Annotated in this window: 11 protein-coding genes; all 11 read right to left on the reverse strand. The window is 53.2% G+C overall.

The annotated features are described in order from the left end of the window. Positions 1-8: 8 nt before the first annotated feature. Positions 9-587: a transglycosylase SLT domain-containing protein gene (locus ABD892_RS24165; protein ID WP_345198832.1), complete on the reverse strand. Its 579-nt coding sequence runs from the start codon at positions 585-587 to the stop codon at positions 9-11. Next, positions 584-2620, reverse strand: a complete 2037-nt coding sequence (ligA, locus tag ABD892_RS24170) for an NAD-dependent DNA ligase LigA (protein WP_345198833.1) — start codon at positions 2618-2620, stop codon at positions 584-586. Before ligA ends, ABD892_RS24165 begins: the two co-directional genes overlap by 4 nt. Before the next feature lie 113 nt (positions 2621-2733). Further along, on the reverse strand, positions 2734-3810 hold the full coding sequence (gene zipA, locus ABD892_RS24175; protein ID WP_345198834.1) for a cell division protein ZipA: 1077 nt from the start codon (positions 3808-3810) through the stop codon (positions 2734-2736). 242 nt (positions 3811-4052) lie between these two features. Next, the gene (gene smc / locus ABD892_RS24180; RefSeq protein ID WP_345198835.1) at positions 4053-7565 is read right to left on the reverse strand and encodes a chromosome segregation protein SMC; all 3513 of its coding nucleotides are present in this window, start codon (positions 7563-7565) and stop codon (positions 4053-4055) included. A 345-nt stretch (positions 7566-7910) separates the two neighbouring features. After that, positions 7911-8978, reverse strand: a complete 1068-nt coding sequence (gene rfaF / locus ABD892_RS24185) for an ADP-heptose--LPS heptosyltransferase RfaF (RefSeq protein ID WP_345198836.1) — start codon at positions 8976-8978, stop codon at positions 7911-7913. 44 nt (positions 8979-9022) lie between these two features. Then, positions 9023-10240 (reverse strand): c-type cytochrome biogenesis protein CcmI, encoded by a 1218-nt coding sequence (gene ccmI, locus ABD892_RS24190; protein WP_345198837.1) that lies wholly within the window; start codon positions 10238-10240, stop codon positions 9023-9025. Further along, positions 10237-10719 (reverse strand): cytochrome c-type biogenesis protein, encoded by a 483-nt coding sequence (locus ABD892_RS24195; protein WP_345198838.1) that lies wholly within the window; start codon positions 10717-10719, stop codon positions 10237-10239. Before ABD892_RS24195 ends, ccmI begins: the two co-directional genes overlap by 4 nt. Then, positions 10716-11258, reverse strand: coding sequence for a DsbE family thiol:disulfide interchange protein (locus ABD892_RS24200; protein ID WP_345198839.1), 543 nt, complete (start codon positions 11256-11258; stop codon positions 10716-10718). Before ABD892_RS24200 ends, ABD892_RS24195 begins: the two co-directional genes overlap by 4 nt. Before the next feature lie 7 nt (positions 11259-11265). Continuing rightward, entirely contained in the window at positions 11266-13257 is a 1992-nt protein-coding gene (locus ABD892_RS24205; protein WP_345198840.1) for a heme lyase CcmF/NrfE family subunit, read from the reverse strand. Continuing rightward, positions 13254-13721, reverse strand: a complete 468-nt coding sequence (ccmE, locus tag ABD892_RS24210; protein WP_345198841.1) for a cytochrome c maturation protein CcmE — start codon at positions 13719-13721, stop codon at positions 13254-13256. The genes ABD892_RS24205 and ccmE overlap by 4 nt, the downstream gene beginning before the upstream one ends. Next, entirely contained in the window at positions 13718-13894 is a 177-nt protein-coding gene (gene ccmD, locus ABD892_RS24215; RefSeq protein ID WP_211824212.1) for a heme exporter protein CcmD, read from the reverse strand. The genes ccmE and ccmD overlap by 4 nt, the downstream gene beginning before the upstream one ends. Between the last annotated feature and the right edge of the window lie 36 nt (positions 13895-13930).

Below are 13930 nucleotides of genomic sequence, written 5' to 3' on the forward strand. Positions count from 1 at the left end.
ACGCCACGTCATAGATTACAGCGCCTCAGCTGCTCTCCATACTCACTGGCTCGCCATTTCACCTTCTTAGCTACATTCATCAGCCAAGGCTTCTTCTTATAAGTCCCCCTGCGATAACCGGCCCAGCCCTCATGGTAATTGAGGTACTGCTTGTCAGCATGCCAGAGAGAAACACCGTTTTTTTTGCGAGTAGTATTGGTGTACCAACCAATAAAATCGATGGCATCCGCAAAATCTTCCCGACTCTGGAACCAACCACTGACTTCATTCGTGTACATATCCCAGGTACCGTCCTGTGCCTGTGCATAGCCATAGGCAGATGACCGGCGTGGCAACGGGATAAAGAGAAACCAGGGCCGTGGCGGACGCGCATCATGCCGGAACCTAGATTCCTGATGCATGATGGCCATCATCACCTGGATCGGGGTGCCCCAGCGCTCATTGGAACGTTTCGCCGCCTTATACCAGGACGACTTTTCCTTGAAAATCTTGCACAGATTATCAGGGCGTGCCGGCGGCGTGGTGGATGCGCAACCGGTCAGCAGCAATAACAGTCCCGTCAGTATGACGCCCGACAGGCGCCTCATGACATGACAACTCCATGATCCTGAAGAAATGCCATAAAAGCCTCCTCATCCATGACAGAAACGCCCAGACTCTGCGCCTTGGTCAGTTTGGAACCCGCTTTTTCACCCGCAACGACTTGCGTTGTTTTGGCAGAGACAGAACCGGCGACTTTTGCCCCCAGAGACTGCAGATAGGCTGCCCCCTCATCTCGGGTCATTGCCGTCAATGAACCAGTAAGAACCCACGTCTGGCCAGCCAATGGTAACTCACCAAACTGTTCCGCTTTCACAACCTTAGGCCAATTAATGCCTTGCTTGAGCAATGCCGTTATAACCTCCCGGTTATGCGCCTGCTGAAAAAACAACGATATATGCTGAGCCACAATGGGACCCACATCATCAACCGTCTGGAGTTCTTCTACGCTCGCCGCTTCAAGCGCTTCCAATGTATAGAAGTGGCTCGCTAACGTAGCCGCCGTCGCTTCACCCACTTCCCGAATACCCAGTGAGTAGATAAATCGCGCCAACGTCGTTGTTTTACTGGCCTTTAAAGCCACCACTAAATTGGCTGCTGACTTCGCCCCCATTCGCTCAAGAGGAATCAGCTGTTCTTCTGTCAGTCGGAACAGGTCAGCAATAGTGTTCACCAGCTCCTTATCAACCAGCTGCTCAATCAGTTTTTCACCCAATCCATCGATATCCATAGCCTTTCTGGAGCCAAAGTGCCGTATCGCTTCCTTACGCTGTGCTGAGCAGTACAAACCACCCGTACAGCGGGCAACTGTCTCTTCTTCACTGCGCTCAATATCAGAACCGCAGACCGGACAAACTTCAGGCAGAGACGGAGGCTGGGTGCTTTCCGGTCGTTTTTCCAGCACCACTTTCACGACCTGCGGAATTACATCGCCGGCCCGGCGGACAATAACCGTATCACCGATCCGTGCATCCAGCCGCGCCACCTCATCCATATTGTGCAGCGTGGCATTACTGACCGTAACCCCGCCAACAAATACAGGCTCCAATCGTGCAACAGGTGTAATCGCGCCAGTTCTGCCCACCTGAAATTCGATACTTTTCAATACCGTCATTTCTTCCTGAGCAGGAAATTTCCTGGAAATTGCCCAGCGAGGCCATCGAGCCACAAAACCCAGCTCTTGTTGAAGTTTCAGGCTGTTCACCTTGAACACGATGCCATCAATGTCATAGGGTAAGCTATCCCTTTTTATGACCAGACTCTCGTAATAGTCGGTACAGGCCTGAATACCAGTAACAATTCGCACTTCTGGATTAATTCTCAAACCCCAGTCCTGGAACAGCATCAGCACATCTCCCTGCTTCTCAGGTAACGTGCCACCTTCAACCAGACCTGCACTGTAGCAACACATTTCCAACGGCCTTCTGGCTGTAATCCGAGAATCCAGCTGCCGCAGACTACCAGCCGCAGCATTCCGGGGATTCACAAATGTTTTCTCGCCGGTTTTCATCGCCTTTTCATTCAAAGCCGCAAAGCCGGCGCGAGGCATATAGATTTCACCACGCACTTCCAGTCTGGTGGGCCAACCACTACCTAGCAGCTTTAATGGAATAGAAGGAACGGTTCTGACATTTAGCGTGATATCTTCTCCAATCTCGCCATCACCTCGGGTTGCTCCTCTAACCAGCAGGCCATCTTCATAGAGCAAGCTAACCGCAACCCCGTCCAGCTTGGGTTCACATGAATATTCAATGGCAGCAACGGAGTTAAGTCGATCATGAACACGTCGATCAAAATCCTGCAAATCTTCTTGACTAAAAGCATTATCGAGTGAAAGCATGGGGACATCATGTCGAACCTGACCAAACTTTGCCAGAGGCTTAGCCCCCACCCGCTGGGTAGGTGAATCTGCAGTGACCAGTTCTGGGTACTGAGATTCAAGCGCCTTAAGCTTCTGCATCAAGCGATCGTATTCACTGTCAGGTACAGAAGGATCATCCAGCACATAATAACGGTAGTTATGCTGGTTTATGGTTGTGCGTAACGCCTCAAGCTGCTGGCTGACTTCTTCTATCGACATGAAACTATCCGGGAACTTCAAATAAAACTGGCCATACCTGTAAGGATATGGCCAGATAAACTCGTCTTACAAACAGCGCCAAGTGAGCGCGCTGTTTTGAATGCCGTCGCGATTCAGACCCTGGCCCTGTTATTTCGCCGATGTGTCATCCTGCGACGCTCGAAATCGCTGATACGCTGACGGTAGTGCTCCAGTGTCTGTTGCGTCAACACACTGTGGCGTTCATCCTTCAGCACACCACCCAGTTCTTCAGCAATATGGTAAACCGCCTCCACCATAATACGGAACGCCTGCATGGATTCCGACCCGTCAGGTCCGGGTAATCCCATAAAGAAACTCAGCGCCGTTGTTGAGTCCTCTTCCATCGTTTTCAGATTGAAGGTTCCGGGTTCAACACCGTTTGCCACACTGAACAGGATATCGCCACGACCATCCGCCTGTATGTGCCGGTGGAAGATATTCATATCCCCAAAACGCAACCCTTCTGACATGAACAGCGTAAACAGATCACTGCCTGCAAAGGTTTCTCCCTTCCGCGCCATCAGGTTGATGATCAAGACCTCTTCAACCTGCCTCAACGCGCCATGGTGTGAATCCGAGATATCTGGGTCTATGGGTTCAGGATCCAGTGCAGAAAACGCTTCAGCCGTCTGCTTTGGTGAAGGATTATCCTTCACTGCCACCACGTCAGGCGGCTCATTAACGTCTAGGCACCGGTCATCAACATCCATCAATACGGGAACAGGCTGATCAAGATCAAGACTCTGCTGGCCTTTCTCTTTATTAGTTTGCTCTTCAGCAGGCAGCTCTGCGCGTACAACTCGAACCTCGGACGCTATCCCATCATCCTCATGAGACAGATCCACCGGTCGTTCAACAGGAATATCCTCGACAACCTTGCGGGGAGCGAGCTCAGAAAAATCGGATATAAACGGCTCTACACGTGTATCTTGCAGGACGTCAGACGCTGTGGGATTCTCTCGGCTATCCGGCTCGCCATGGTGGGCAGGTCGGGCGCCGCCATTCGGCAACTCACTGCTATATTCATCATCCTGCCACTTGATCTCTTCAAGCCCGAAATTCAGCTCATTGGCTCGACGGCGGTGAAGCCATACACGACGAAAGCCGTCTGCTATAATCAGTACGACAGCCAATACGCCAAGAATGATCAGCCAGTCACGAAAACTCATGCCTTTGGTTACCCGTTAACCCTGTAAATTGCGTTCCATTGCCTGGGACTGTTCATTTTCACGCTCAACTTACGCATCCCATGCAGTCACCGGTGGAATAGCAGAATTTAAACGCAATCGGTTGTCAATCACAATATCGCAAAACCGCATAAAACCACATAAAACAACCACTATGCGTCGTCTTTTCCAGTCTGGCAAAAAAGCGGGGCCATATCGACCCCTTTTGCACTTTTCTTACATGCTTACACTGCGGCCAGCACCGCCGCCTGTTCGATATCCACCGAAACCGGTCGGGATACGCCGGGCTCATGCATGGTCACACCGATCAACTGGTTTGCCGCTTCCATCGCAATCTTGTTGTGACTGATATAAATGAACTGCACCTTTTCCGACATTTCCGTCACCATCCGTGCATAGCGACCGACGTTGGCATCGTCCAGAGGCGCGTCGACCTCATCCAGCATACAGAAAGGCGATGGGTTCAACTGGAAAATGGCGAATACCAGTGCAATCGCCGTCAACGCTTTTTCACCACCGGAAAGCAGGTGAATCGTACTGTTCTTCTTGCCCGGTGGCTGCGCCATGATGGCAACCCCCGTATTGAGCAAGTCATCACCGGTCAGCTCCAGGTACGCACGTCCCCCACCGAAAACCTTGGGAAACAGTTCCTGCAGACCGCTGTTGACGCGCTCGAACGTGTGCTGAAAGCGATTGCGGGTCTCTTTATCAATCTTTCTGATCGCGCCTTCGAGCGTTGCAATGGCTTCAGCCAAGTCGTCATTCTGGGCATCCAGGTAACGTTTACGCTCAGACTGTTGCTCATACTCTTCAATCGCCGCCAGGTTGATGGCCCCCAGCCGCTGAATACGGGTTTCCAGACGCTCAAGTGCTTCTTCCCAGGCAGTCTCTGTGGCCTCATCCGGCATATTCGCCAGTACGGTTTCCAGGTCGAACTGGTCTTCTTCCAGCTGCTCCTGCAATGTCGTACGCCGTACCTGCAACGCCTGCCAGTCCATCCGCAGTTTTTCGAGGCGATCACGTAACAACTGCGCTTCGTGTTCTGCCTCCCCCCGATTTTTCTCGTAGTCGCGCATCTGGTGCTCAACGTCTTCCAGGAGGCGACGGGCTTCCATCATTTCTTCTTCGACTTCGACCCGCTGCGCCAGCAGCTCTTCCAACTCGATCTGCAGGTCTTCAACCGGATCATCGCTCTGGGCGAGATTTTCACGGAGCTGTCCAAGACGTTCATCCAGCCGCTCACCTTGAATTTTCAGCCGCTCAACCGCCTGCCGAGTGGAATCAATCTGGGCCGTCAACGATTGTTTACGCAACTCCAGCTGATGGGCCATATCCTTGCTGTGCCGGGCGGTCTGGCGAATACGATCCAGGTCAGATCGAATCTCATCCCGACGGGAAAGCAGTGTCTCACGACGCTCAGCATCCCCCTCCATACAATCCAGTGCTTCCTGAAGACGCAGGCGGGATTCCCCCATGGCTTCCTGCTCCAGCGCCCGCTGCTCTTCGATTTCGGAAATCTCTTCCTGCAGCCGGCTGTAACGGGTTAACAGCTGTTCAACTCTCACCTTGCGGGCGGTCAGATCTGACTGCAGCTCGCTTTCCTGACGATTCAATGTAGAAAGCTGACGCTGGCCATCTTCACGCGCCTGCTCCAACTGCTCCAGACGCTCACGGCTTTCCGTCAGGGATTCTGCCAGTGTCTGTTCCTGGTCATCCAGTTCAGCCAGCTCAAGCTCCAGTGATTCAATTTCCTGTTGACGCGCTAATATCCCTGTTCCGGTATCATTGTCGCGTATCACACGTAACCAGTTGGAACCAAGCCAGACGCCGTCCTGTGTCACCACGGACTCACCAGACGCCAGTTTGGGTCGCAGGGCCAGAGCTTCGTCTAGCGTAGTGGCACCGTAAACCCCATGAAGCAACGTTTCCGCCGCTTCCACCCCCTCAACACAATCGATCAGAGCTGTCGCCTTATCCATCCTTTGCCCACTGGACAACCCTACGGTATTGGCGGCAAGAAACGTCAGGTTGGCTTCCACCATGGAATCCAGCACCGTTGCAACCGTATCCACATCATCGACACAGACAGCCTGAAGATAATCGCCCAGCACGGTTTCAACAGCCGTTTCCCAGCCTGGTTTCACCTTGATCTGCTGACCGAGACGGGGCATTTCTGCCAGCCCCTGCCCAGCCAGCCATTCAATACCGCCATCGCTGTGCCCCAGAGCGGCCTGTTGAAGGGCCTGCAAGGAGGCAAACCGACCGCGTGCTTCATTTAGACGACGACTACAGTCATCTTTCTGCTGGGTAGCATCGGCTATCGCCTGTCTGACTGTATGAATCTGCTCGCCCGTTTCTTCCTGAGTGTGCTGCAACGTCTCAATCTGTAATTCCAGCTCAGTTAGCTGTTCGGTTAGCAGCTCAATCTCTTCTTCAACAGGCTCAGCCTGAAGCCCGGACATCTCTTCCTGATGTTTTCTGAGACGCTCTTCCAGACGATCCAACACCTGCTCCAGGTGCTGAATTTTGGACTGTTCTATTTCGGCCTCACGGCGCGACTCACTGGCAGAATGGTTAAACTCATCCCAGGCGTGCTGCCAGGTCTGCATGGATTCTTCCGCCTCCATCAGCGCCATGGCATGCTCTTCTTCACCGGCAAGGCTCAATTCCAGCTCGGGCTCAATGGACAGCACTTCCTCTTCCAGCTGCTCAAGCTTGAGCTGATCCGACTCCAGGTTTTCCCGGTTTTCCCGCCAGGCAGCTTCGGCTTCCTGAAGATCTCGACTTAACTGATCAGCACGCTCCCGGCGGTGGGCAATGGTCTGCTCGAGCTTGGTAATCTCATTACCAGTGCTGTAGTAACGGCTCTGCACCTTGTTGAAGCTGTCCGCATATTCCGTCTGGCTCTGGCGAAGTTTTTCAATGTCTGTATCGCTGGAACGCTGCTTGGCAATCGCCGCTTCCAGTCGAATCTCAAATTCCCGAATGGCACTTTCCTGGGACTTCGCACCACTGTCGACACCCTGCCAGCGCAGGGCATGCAGCTGGGCGCGCTTTAACCGTTCTTCCTGTTTGTACTGCTTATACTTCTCTGCGGCTTCGGCCTGACGTTTTAAATGCGATAACTGCCGTTCGAGTTCTTCACGCAGGTCCGTGAGGCGTTCCAGGTTCTCATTGGTTCGCCGCAACCGGTTTTCTGTTTCACGACGACGCTCTTTATAACGGGAAATACCCGCCGCTTCCTCAATGAATACCCGCAGCTCTTCAGGCTTGGATTCAATCAGGTTGGAGATGATGCCCTGACTGATAATGGCGTAACTTCTCGGCCCCAGACCGGTGCCAAGAAAGATATCCATAATATCTTTCCGCCGACACTTGTTGCCGTTGAGGAAGTAGGTGTTCTGAGCATCACTGGTGAGCTTACGCTTGACGGAGATTTCACTGTAAGCGGCATATTCGCCGGTGATCCGACCTTCGTTGTTATCAAACACCAGCTCCACATGGGCGTAGCTGGCGGGCTTCCGGCTGTTGGAGCCCTTGAAGATAACATCGGTCATGGAGTCGCCCCGCAGGTTCTTGGCGGAGGACTCCCCCATCACCCAGCGGACGGCATCAATAATATTGGACTTTCCGCAACCATTGGGGCCGACAACGCCACACATGTTGCTGGGAAAATATACGGTGGTCGGGTCTACAAACGACTTGAACCCGGACAATTTGATACATTTAAGACGCATGGAGTCCTGAAATCCTGTTCTGAGACAGCGTTGGGTCTATCTGGCTCAGGGCTGTTGTCGCACTCTTGTGTCATTTGCCTGGCAACGGCTGTCAGCGCCTATCCTTGACGCCAGGAACACCGGATTGCGGCCGCCGTTTGGTCACTGCTGGAGGCTGCATCCAGTAACGGGTACTACAGGCTGTAATGCCAAATGCACACATTCTGTGTAGTTTAACCACAAAAGTTATTAGAACAGGTTAGGCTTGGGAATTGCAACTGCGGCTACTAACAGGGTTGACAGGAATACTGTCAACCCTCTCTCAAACGGATTCCTTTTCAGGCTAAATGCGCTCGGCCTGCATGATCAAACAACGATTTCATGCTGACTGGTTTGCTTGGAGCCCAGCACGTCCTGCAGTGCTTCTATTGACATTTCAGGGGAAATATCAATCAGGCTCTGATGATACCCCTGCTCACTATCCCCTTTGCGGATTTTCAGATACCCCGTAATTAACCGGAGTACCTTGGCTTGATCACTCAACGGTGGGGTAAAGTCAGGACTGGAGGGGCCATAGAGTGCTACCAACGGCAACCCAACAGCTGCCGCAACATGCATGAGTCCTGAATCATTACTGATGGCCGCACTGCATTGCGAGAGGATTTCTACAGCCTGCCCCAGAGATGTTTTGCCTGCAAGATTAACGCATCCATCTCGATGCAAAGGTGCAATTGCCCCTACAATGGCGTCGCCGACCGGCCTGTCATTGTCAGAACCAAACAGGAATACCTGCCAGCCTTGAGCAATCATGGATTCAGCCACTTTGACATAATGATAGTCAGGCCAACACTTTGCGGGGCCAAACTCTGCACCTGGACAAAGTGCCAACGTGGGCAGCGCCATATTCAAGGAAAAGGATTGCAACGTCTGTCGTACATTTGCAGGATCGACAACCAGCCGAGGCTTTAATAAAGGTTCAGGAATCGCCTGTGATGATGTCATCGCCAGCTTATCAAATGCCAACGCCACATATCGCTGCACCATCAACGGGAATGCCTGTGCATCCAGCATACGGATATCATTCAACAATCCGTAGCGCATCTCGCCACGCCACCCAGTACGTTTTGGAATGCCGGCAAACCACGGTACCAGTGCAGATTTTAGTGAACCGGGCAAAACGATCGCTTGATCATAATGTCTGGATTTCAGGGATAGTCCCAGCTTTCGTCGTACACCAAGCTCCAGCTTGCCATGCCCCAACGGCATGGCAATTGCCTCATCCACTTCCGGCATACAGTCAAGCAGAGGGCGGCACCATGACGGCGCCATCACATCAATGATGGCGTCTGGATGGCGGGCTTTGAGTGTGCGATAGAGACTCTGCGACATCACCATGTCGCCAACCCAGGAGGGACCAATGACCAGAATCTTCACTCTCAATTCCTGAAGCGTCGTAGAAATATCAGGGCATTCTGACCTCAACCGGCGCCGCCATCAATCTCCAGCTCAACCGTTTTACGTGAAGAGACCTCAACACCTTTGACCAGGGCTTCATAGTCAGCGTTACGCACATCACCACTTTTAGAAATTCTGGCCACGACATCCACCTTATCAAAACCGGACAGCTTCAATTCCGGCATCATGGCCATGGCATCATTCAACAGAACCGTCTTTGGCAGTTCACCCACGGTGACCGGCGCAACCGCCAGCGGCATGGGCGGCCCGTCAGTAGCCCGTGCAAAAATGAATACCCGTGTTGTGGGTGGCAGTGCTTTCAATTGATCCGAGAGAACAACACGCACTTCCAATCCTGATACAGGCGATTGATCTTCCGGCCTGGCCGGCTCCTCCGGCGCACCACCTAGCATGACACGCGCCTGGGCTATACCGGATGTTAAGGCAGCCCGGGATTGAGGATCCTGAGTCACCGCCAGTAACGATTCCCAAGCCTTGATGGCATTGCGATACTGCTTATTCTCAAAGGATATAATACCTTTCAAACCAAGCGCCGTGACATTATCCGGCTGCACAGTCAGCGTACGATCGACCAGATCCTCAACCTGTGGCGTTACCCGACTATTCTGGGCCAGAAACAGTGCCTGGGCGAACTGCGACAAGGGTTCCGGGTCATCTCCCACCAATTTCACAACGCGCGCAAAAGCATCGACCGCATCCTGGAAGCGTCCCATGGTCATGTAGGAGCGTCCCAGCAGGTAATAACCCTGGTAATTATCAGGCTGACGATCCAGCACCCGTTCCAGTTTGCCCGTCAGCTGCTCTATTGATTGCTCCGGTGATGGCTGATTAAGCGCTGTCGCCAAACTCAGTTCATCACTGGCCCCCCAGCGCAAATACAGCATCACCGATACCACCGCCATAGACAGGCACAAGGCCAATGGCATGGCCCAACCTGCTTTGCTTGACAGTTGTACTGATTCCACAACGTCATCCACATCACCCAGCAACGTTGTTTCAGCTTCCTGTTTTAGCTGTTCAAAACGCTGCGTATCAATATCACCACGCTGCAGCTGTTCATCCAGTTCACTCAAACGTTCGCGGTATAATCCCAGGTTGGCCTCTTCACGACTTTGAAGCTCATCTACGGGCGGGCGTTTACGCCAGATCAGTAACGGTACGAGAATAAAGCACGCCGCCAACAGCAGCAGTGTAACGACCAGTCCCCAAAATACCGTCATGATGACTCCCGTCCTTCCAGTAACTGCTTCAGCCGGTCTTTTTCTGCCGCCGTCAGATGATCAGCCTGCGGGCTTGCCAGGCGATTTCGGCGGATAATCACAAACAAGGTCACACCACCCGCCACCAGGAACAATAGCGGGCCGAACCACAGCAACAACGTGCCTGCAGAAAGGCGTGGTTTGTAGAGGACAAAATCACCGTAACGGTCCAGCATGAAATCGACAATCTGCTCGTCATTCTGACCGGTCTGTAACATCCGATAGACTTCTGCCCGCAGGTCATTGGCGATCGGGGCATTGGAATCCGCGATATTCTGATTTTGACATTTGGGGCAGCGTAGCTCTTCCGTCAGCATCTTGTAACGGTCGAACTGGGCTTGATCGTCAAACTCCCAGGTATCAATGGAGGCGCTTGCGCCCAGTGGGAGCAGCAAACAGAAAGCGATGACTGAACGCCGGATAAAAACCGATATATTCATTGCCCAGCCTCCTCCTCTCTCAGCATTTCAACCCGAGGTTTCAGGATATCCTGCCAGACCCGACCATCGACGACGCCAACATGTTTGTAGCGGATCACGCCACGGGCATCAATCAAATAGGTTTCCGGCGCGCCATAGACACCAAGATCAAGTCCGAGACGCCCCTTTTCATCCATCACACTGAAGCGGTAAGGGTCGCCCAGCTCTTTCAACCAGCGACGGGCATCTTCAGGATTATCCTTGTAATTCACCCCGTAGACCGGAATACCCTGATCCGCAATCTTCAGCAGCCAGGGATGCTCGGCACGGCAGGAAATACACCATGTCGCCCAGACATTGACCAGTGCAATCTCCCCCTTGAGAGCCTGCTCAGTCACTGGTTTGTCGGGACCTTTCAATGTCACCAGGCTGAATGCCGGAAACGGTTCATCCAGCAAAGGGGACGGCAGATTTTCCTTGTCCAGAAAGAGACCAACAAACAGGAAACCAGCCAGCAGTACAAAGACTGCCAGCGGTAAAAACAATTTCAGTCGCTGCATAACACCCTCATACCGCAGCTGACAAGCCATCACCGGCCTGTGCTCCCGGAGCCATAACCCGCTGACGCGCCTTCACCCGATAACGGCGATCAAGCGCAGCCAGGCAGCCCCCCAATGCCATGAACAATGAACCCAGCCAGATCCAGCGAACAAACGCTTTTACCTGTATGCGAACAGCCCAGGCCCCCTCTTCCAGGGAGTCACCCAGCGCAATATAAAGATCCCGGGTCAAGCCGGCATCAATGCCCGCTTCGCTCATGACACTACCCTGCACCTGGTAAAGACGCTTTTCAGGGTGAAGAGTCGTCAGCACACGTCCATCACGGATAACCTGTAAAGTACCGTAGTCAGACAGGTAATTCGGCCCTCGACGTCGTTCGACTCCATCAAACCGGAAGGTATAACCCGCCAGTTCTACGGTCTGCCCTGGTGCCATGCGCAGATCCCGCTCGCCACTGTAAAACGACACCATGGCAACACCCACCATGGACACCGCAAGACCAATATGCACCAGATGCATGCCCCAGACACTGCGTCGTATTGACTGCAAACCTGCGATCAATGAAGGCTTGTTACGACAACGGTTCAGGATGTCCTTGATAGCGGTCAGCACAATCCAGCAAACCAGTATCATGGATAGCGCTACGGCCAGCTCGAAGCTTGTCCCTTGAAACAGGCTAATAGCCAGACCAAGCACTATTGACGCCAGCAACACCCAGCGCAGCTGACTGATCAGCCAGCTACCTTCGGTGTCCTTCCAGCGGGAAAGGATACCAATGCCCATCGTCAATGCGATGAGGAACGTCAGCGGCACAAACAGGGTATTAAAATAGGGAGGTCCTACCGATATTTTACCCAGACCCAGTGCGTCAAAGATCAAGGGGAACAGCGTTCCCAGCAATACCATCGCACAACTGGTCACAAGCAGAATATTATTCAGCAGCAGGAAGGTTTCCATGGACAGCAGTCCGAAACCGGCGCGACTTTTGACGACAGGTGCACGCAGTGCATACAACGTCAGGGAACCACCGACCACCAGCAACAGGAACATCAGGATAAAGCTGCCGCGTGCCGGATCCGTGGCAAACGCATGGACCGAGGTCAATACCCCGGAGCGCACCAGAAACGTACCCAGCAGACTCAGGGAAAAGGTCAGAATCGCCAACAACACTGTCCAGCTTTTAAACATGCCCCGCTTTTCAGACACGGCCAGCGAATGAATCAACGCAGTACCTGCTAACCATGGCATGAAGGAGGCATTTTCAACAGGGTCCCAGAACCACCAGCCACCCCAGCCAAGTTCGTAGTATGCCCACCAACTGCCAAGAGAAATACCGAGTGTTAAAAAGACCCAGGCAATAATAGTCCAGGGCCGGCTCCAGCGGGCCCAGGCTGCATCCAGCTTCCCGCCCAGCAGGGACGCAATGGCAAAGGCAAACACCACGGAGAAACCGACGTAACCCATATACAGCATCGGCGGATGAATGATCAGGCCGAAATCCTGTAGCAGCGGATTCAAGTCGGCGCCATCAGCCGGCGGATACAACAGCAGCCGCTCAAACGGGTTGGAGGTGACAATCATGAACAGCAGGAAACCGACGCTGACCATTCCCATGACAGACAATACCCGCGCCAGCATGATCGTTGGCAGGGAGCGGGAGAAAATGCTCACCGCAAACATCCAGCCGGCCAGTATCAGCGCCCATAGCAGGAGTGAACCCTCATGCGCACCCCAGACCGCACTGACTTTAAAGGGCAATGGCAGCAGGGTGTTCGAATTCCGCGCCACATAAGCCACGGTGAAATCATCCGCCACAAAGGCTTCAACCAGAATCAGGAAGGCAACCAGCAGGAAAAAGAACTGTCCCCAGCTCAGGGGTTTGGCCAACGCCTGCCAGGTTCGATGCCCCGTATAAGTGCCCACAAGCGGTACAACGGAGAGGATAACGGCAAAGCATAGCGCGATAATTAACGACAACTGCCCCAGTTCTGGAATCATGCGCCGGACTCCCTGTAAGTCACGGTTTTTTCGGGCTGCCCGTGCGCTTTGTCTATCGCATCCTGAACTTCCGGCGGCATGTAGGTGGAATCATGCTTGGCCAGCACCTCATCCGCATAAAAAACGCCGTCACTGCCAAGTTTACCGGTACCCACAATACCCTGACCTTCCGCAAACAGGTCCGGCAGGATACCGGTATATTTTACCGTCACTGTTCCAGCACCATCGGTAATATCAAAGGCGACATCCAGACTTTCCGGGTCACGAACCACTGAACCGGCCACCACCAGGCCACCACCACGGATCTGCACGTCAATGGGGGCTTCCTTTCCAATTATCTGGGCCGGGGAATAATACAGATTGATATTCTTCTGCAGGGCCATCAACACCAGCCCCACAGCAATACCAGCACCGACGAGAATGAAAAGCAGCAGAAAAAGGCGTTGTTTACGAATCGCTTTCATGCCCTCTCCTCCCGACGGATACGGCGACGGATGGCGTCCATCGCCCGCTTACGTGCGCGCAACGGGCTGACCAGGTTGTAACCCACCACCAGCAGCGCGATCAGATAACATGTCCAGACGTAAGGACCGTGTCCCCCCATTTGAACCAGGCTGTCAAACGTTTCAAAATACATCTATCGTCCTTCTATGCCCGTCTTAGTCTTGTATTC

It is taken from the genome of Kistimonas scapharcae (assembly GCF_039540975.1).
Taxonomy (GTDB): Bacteria; Pseudomonadota; Gammaproteobacteria; order Pseudomonadales; family Endozoicomonadaceae; genus Kistimonas; species Kistimonas scapharcae.

Excerpts from the sequence above, each read along its gene's own strand:
- ccmE (WP_345198841.1), bottom strand. The coding sequence starts at position 13,721 with ATGAAAGCGATTCGTAAACAACGCCTTTTTCTGCTGCTTTTCATTCTC.
- ligA (WP_345198833.1), bottom strand. The coding sequence starts at position 2,620 with ATGTCGATAGAAGAAGTCAGCCAGCAGCTTGAGGCGTTACGCACAACC.
- ABD892_RS24195 (WP_345198838.1), bottom strand. The coding sequence starts at position 10,719 with ATGAATATATCGGTTTTTATCCGGCGTTCAGTCATCGCTTTCTGTTTG.
- ccmI (WP_345198837.1), bottom strand. The coding sequence starts at position 10,240 with ATGACGGTATTTTGGGGACTGGTCGTTACACTGCTGCTGTTGGCGGCG.
- smc (WP_345198835.1), bottom strand. The coding sequence starts at position 7,565 with ATGCGTCTTAAATGTATCAAATTGTCCGGGTTCAAGTCGTTTGTAGAC.
- zipA (WP_345198834.1), bottom strand. The coding sequence starts at position 3,810 with ATGAGTTTTCGTGACTGGCTGATCATTCTTGGCGTATTGGCTGTCGTA.
- ABD892_RS24205 (WP_345198840.1), bottom strand. The coding sequence starts at position 13,257 with ATGATTCCAGAACTGGGGCAGTTGTCGTTAATTATCGCGCTATGCTTT.
- ccmD (WP_211824212.1), bottom strand. The coding sequence starts at position 13,894 with ATGTATTTTGAAACGTTTGACAGCCTGGTTCAAATGGGGGGACACGGT.
- ABD892_RS24165 (WP_345198832.1), bottom strand. The coding sequence starts at position 587 with ATGAGGCGCCTGTCGGGCGTCATACTGACGGGACTGTTATTGCTGCTG.
- ABD892_RS24200 (WP_345198839.1), bottom strand. The coding sequence starts at position 11,258 with ATGCAGCGACTGAAATTGTTTTTACCGCTGGCAGTCTTTGTACTGCTG.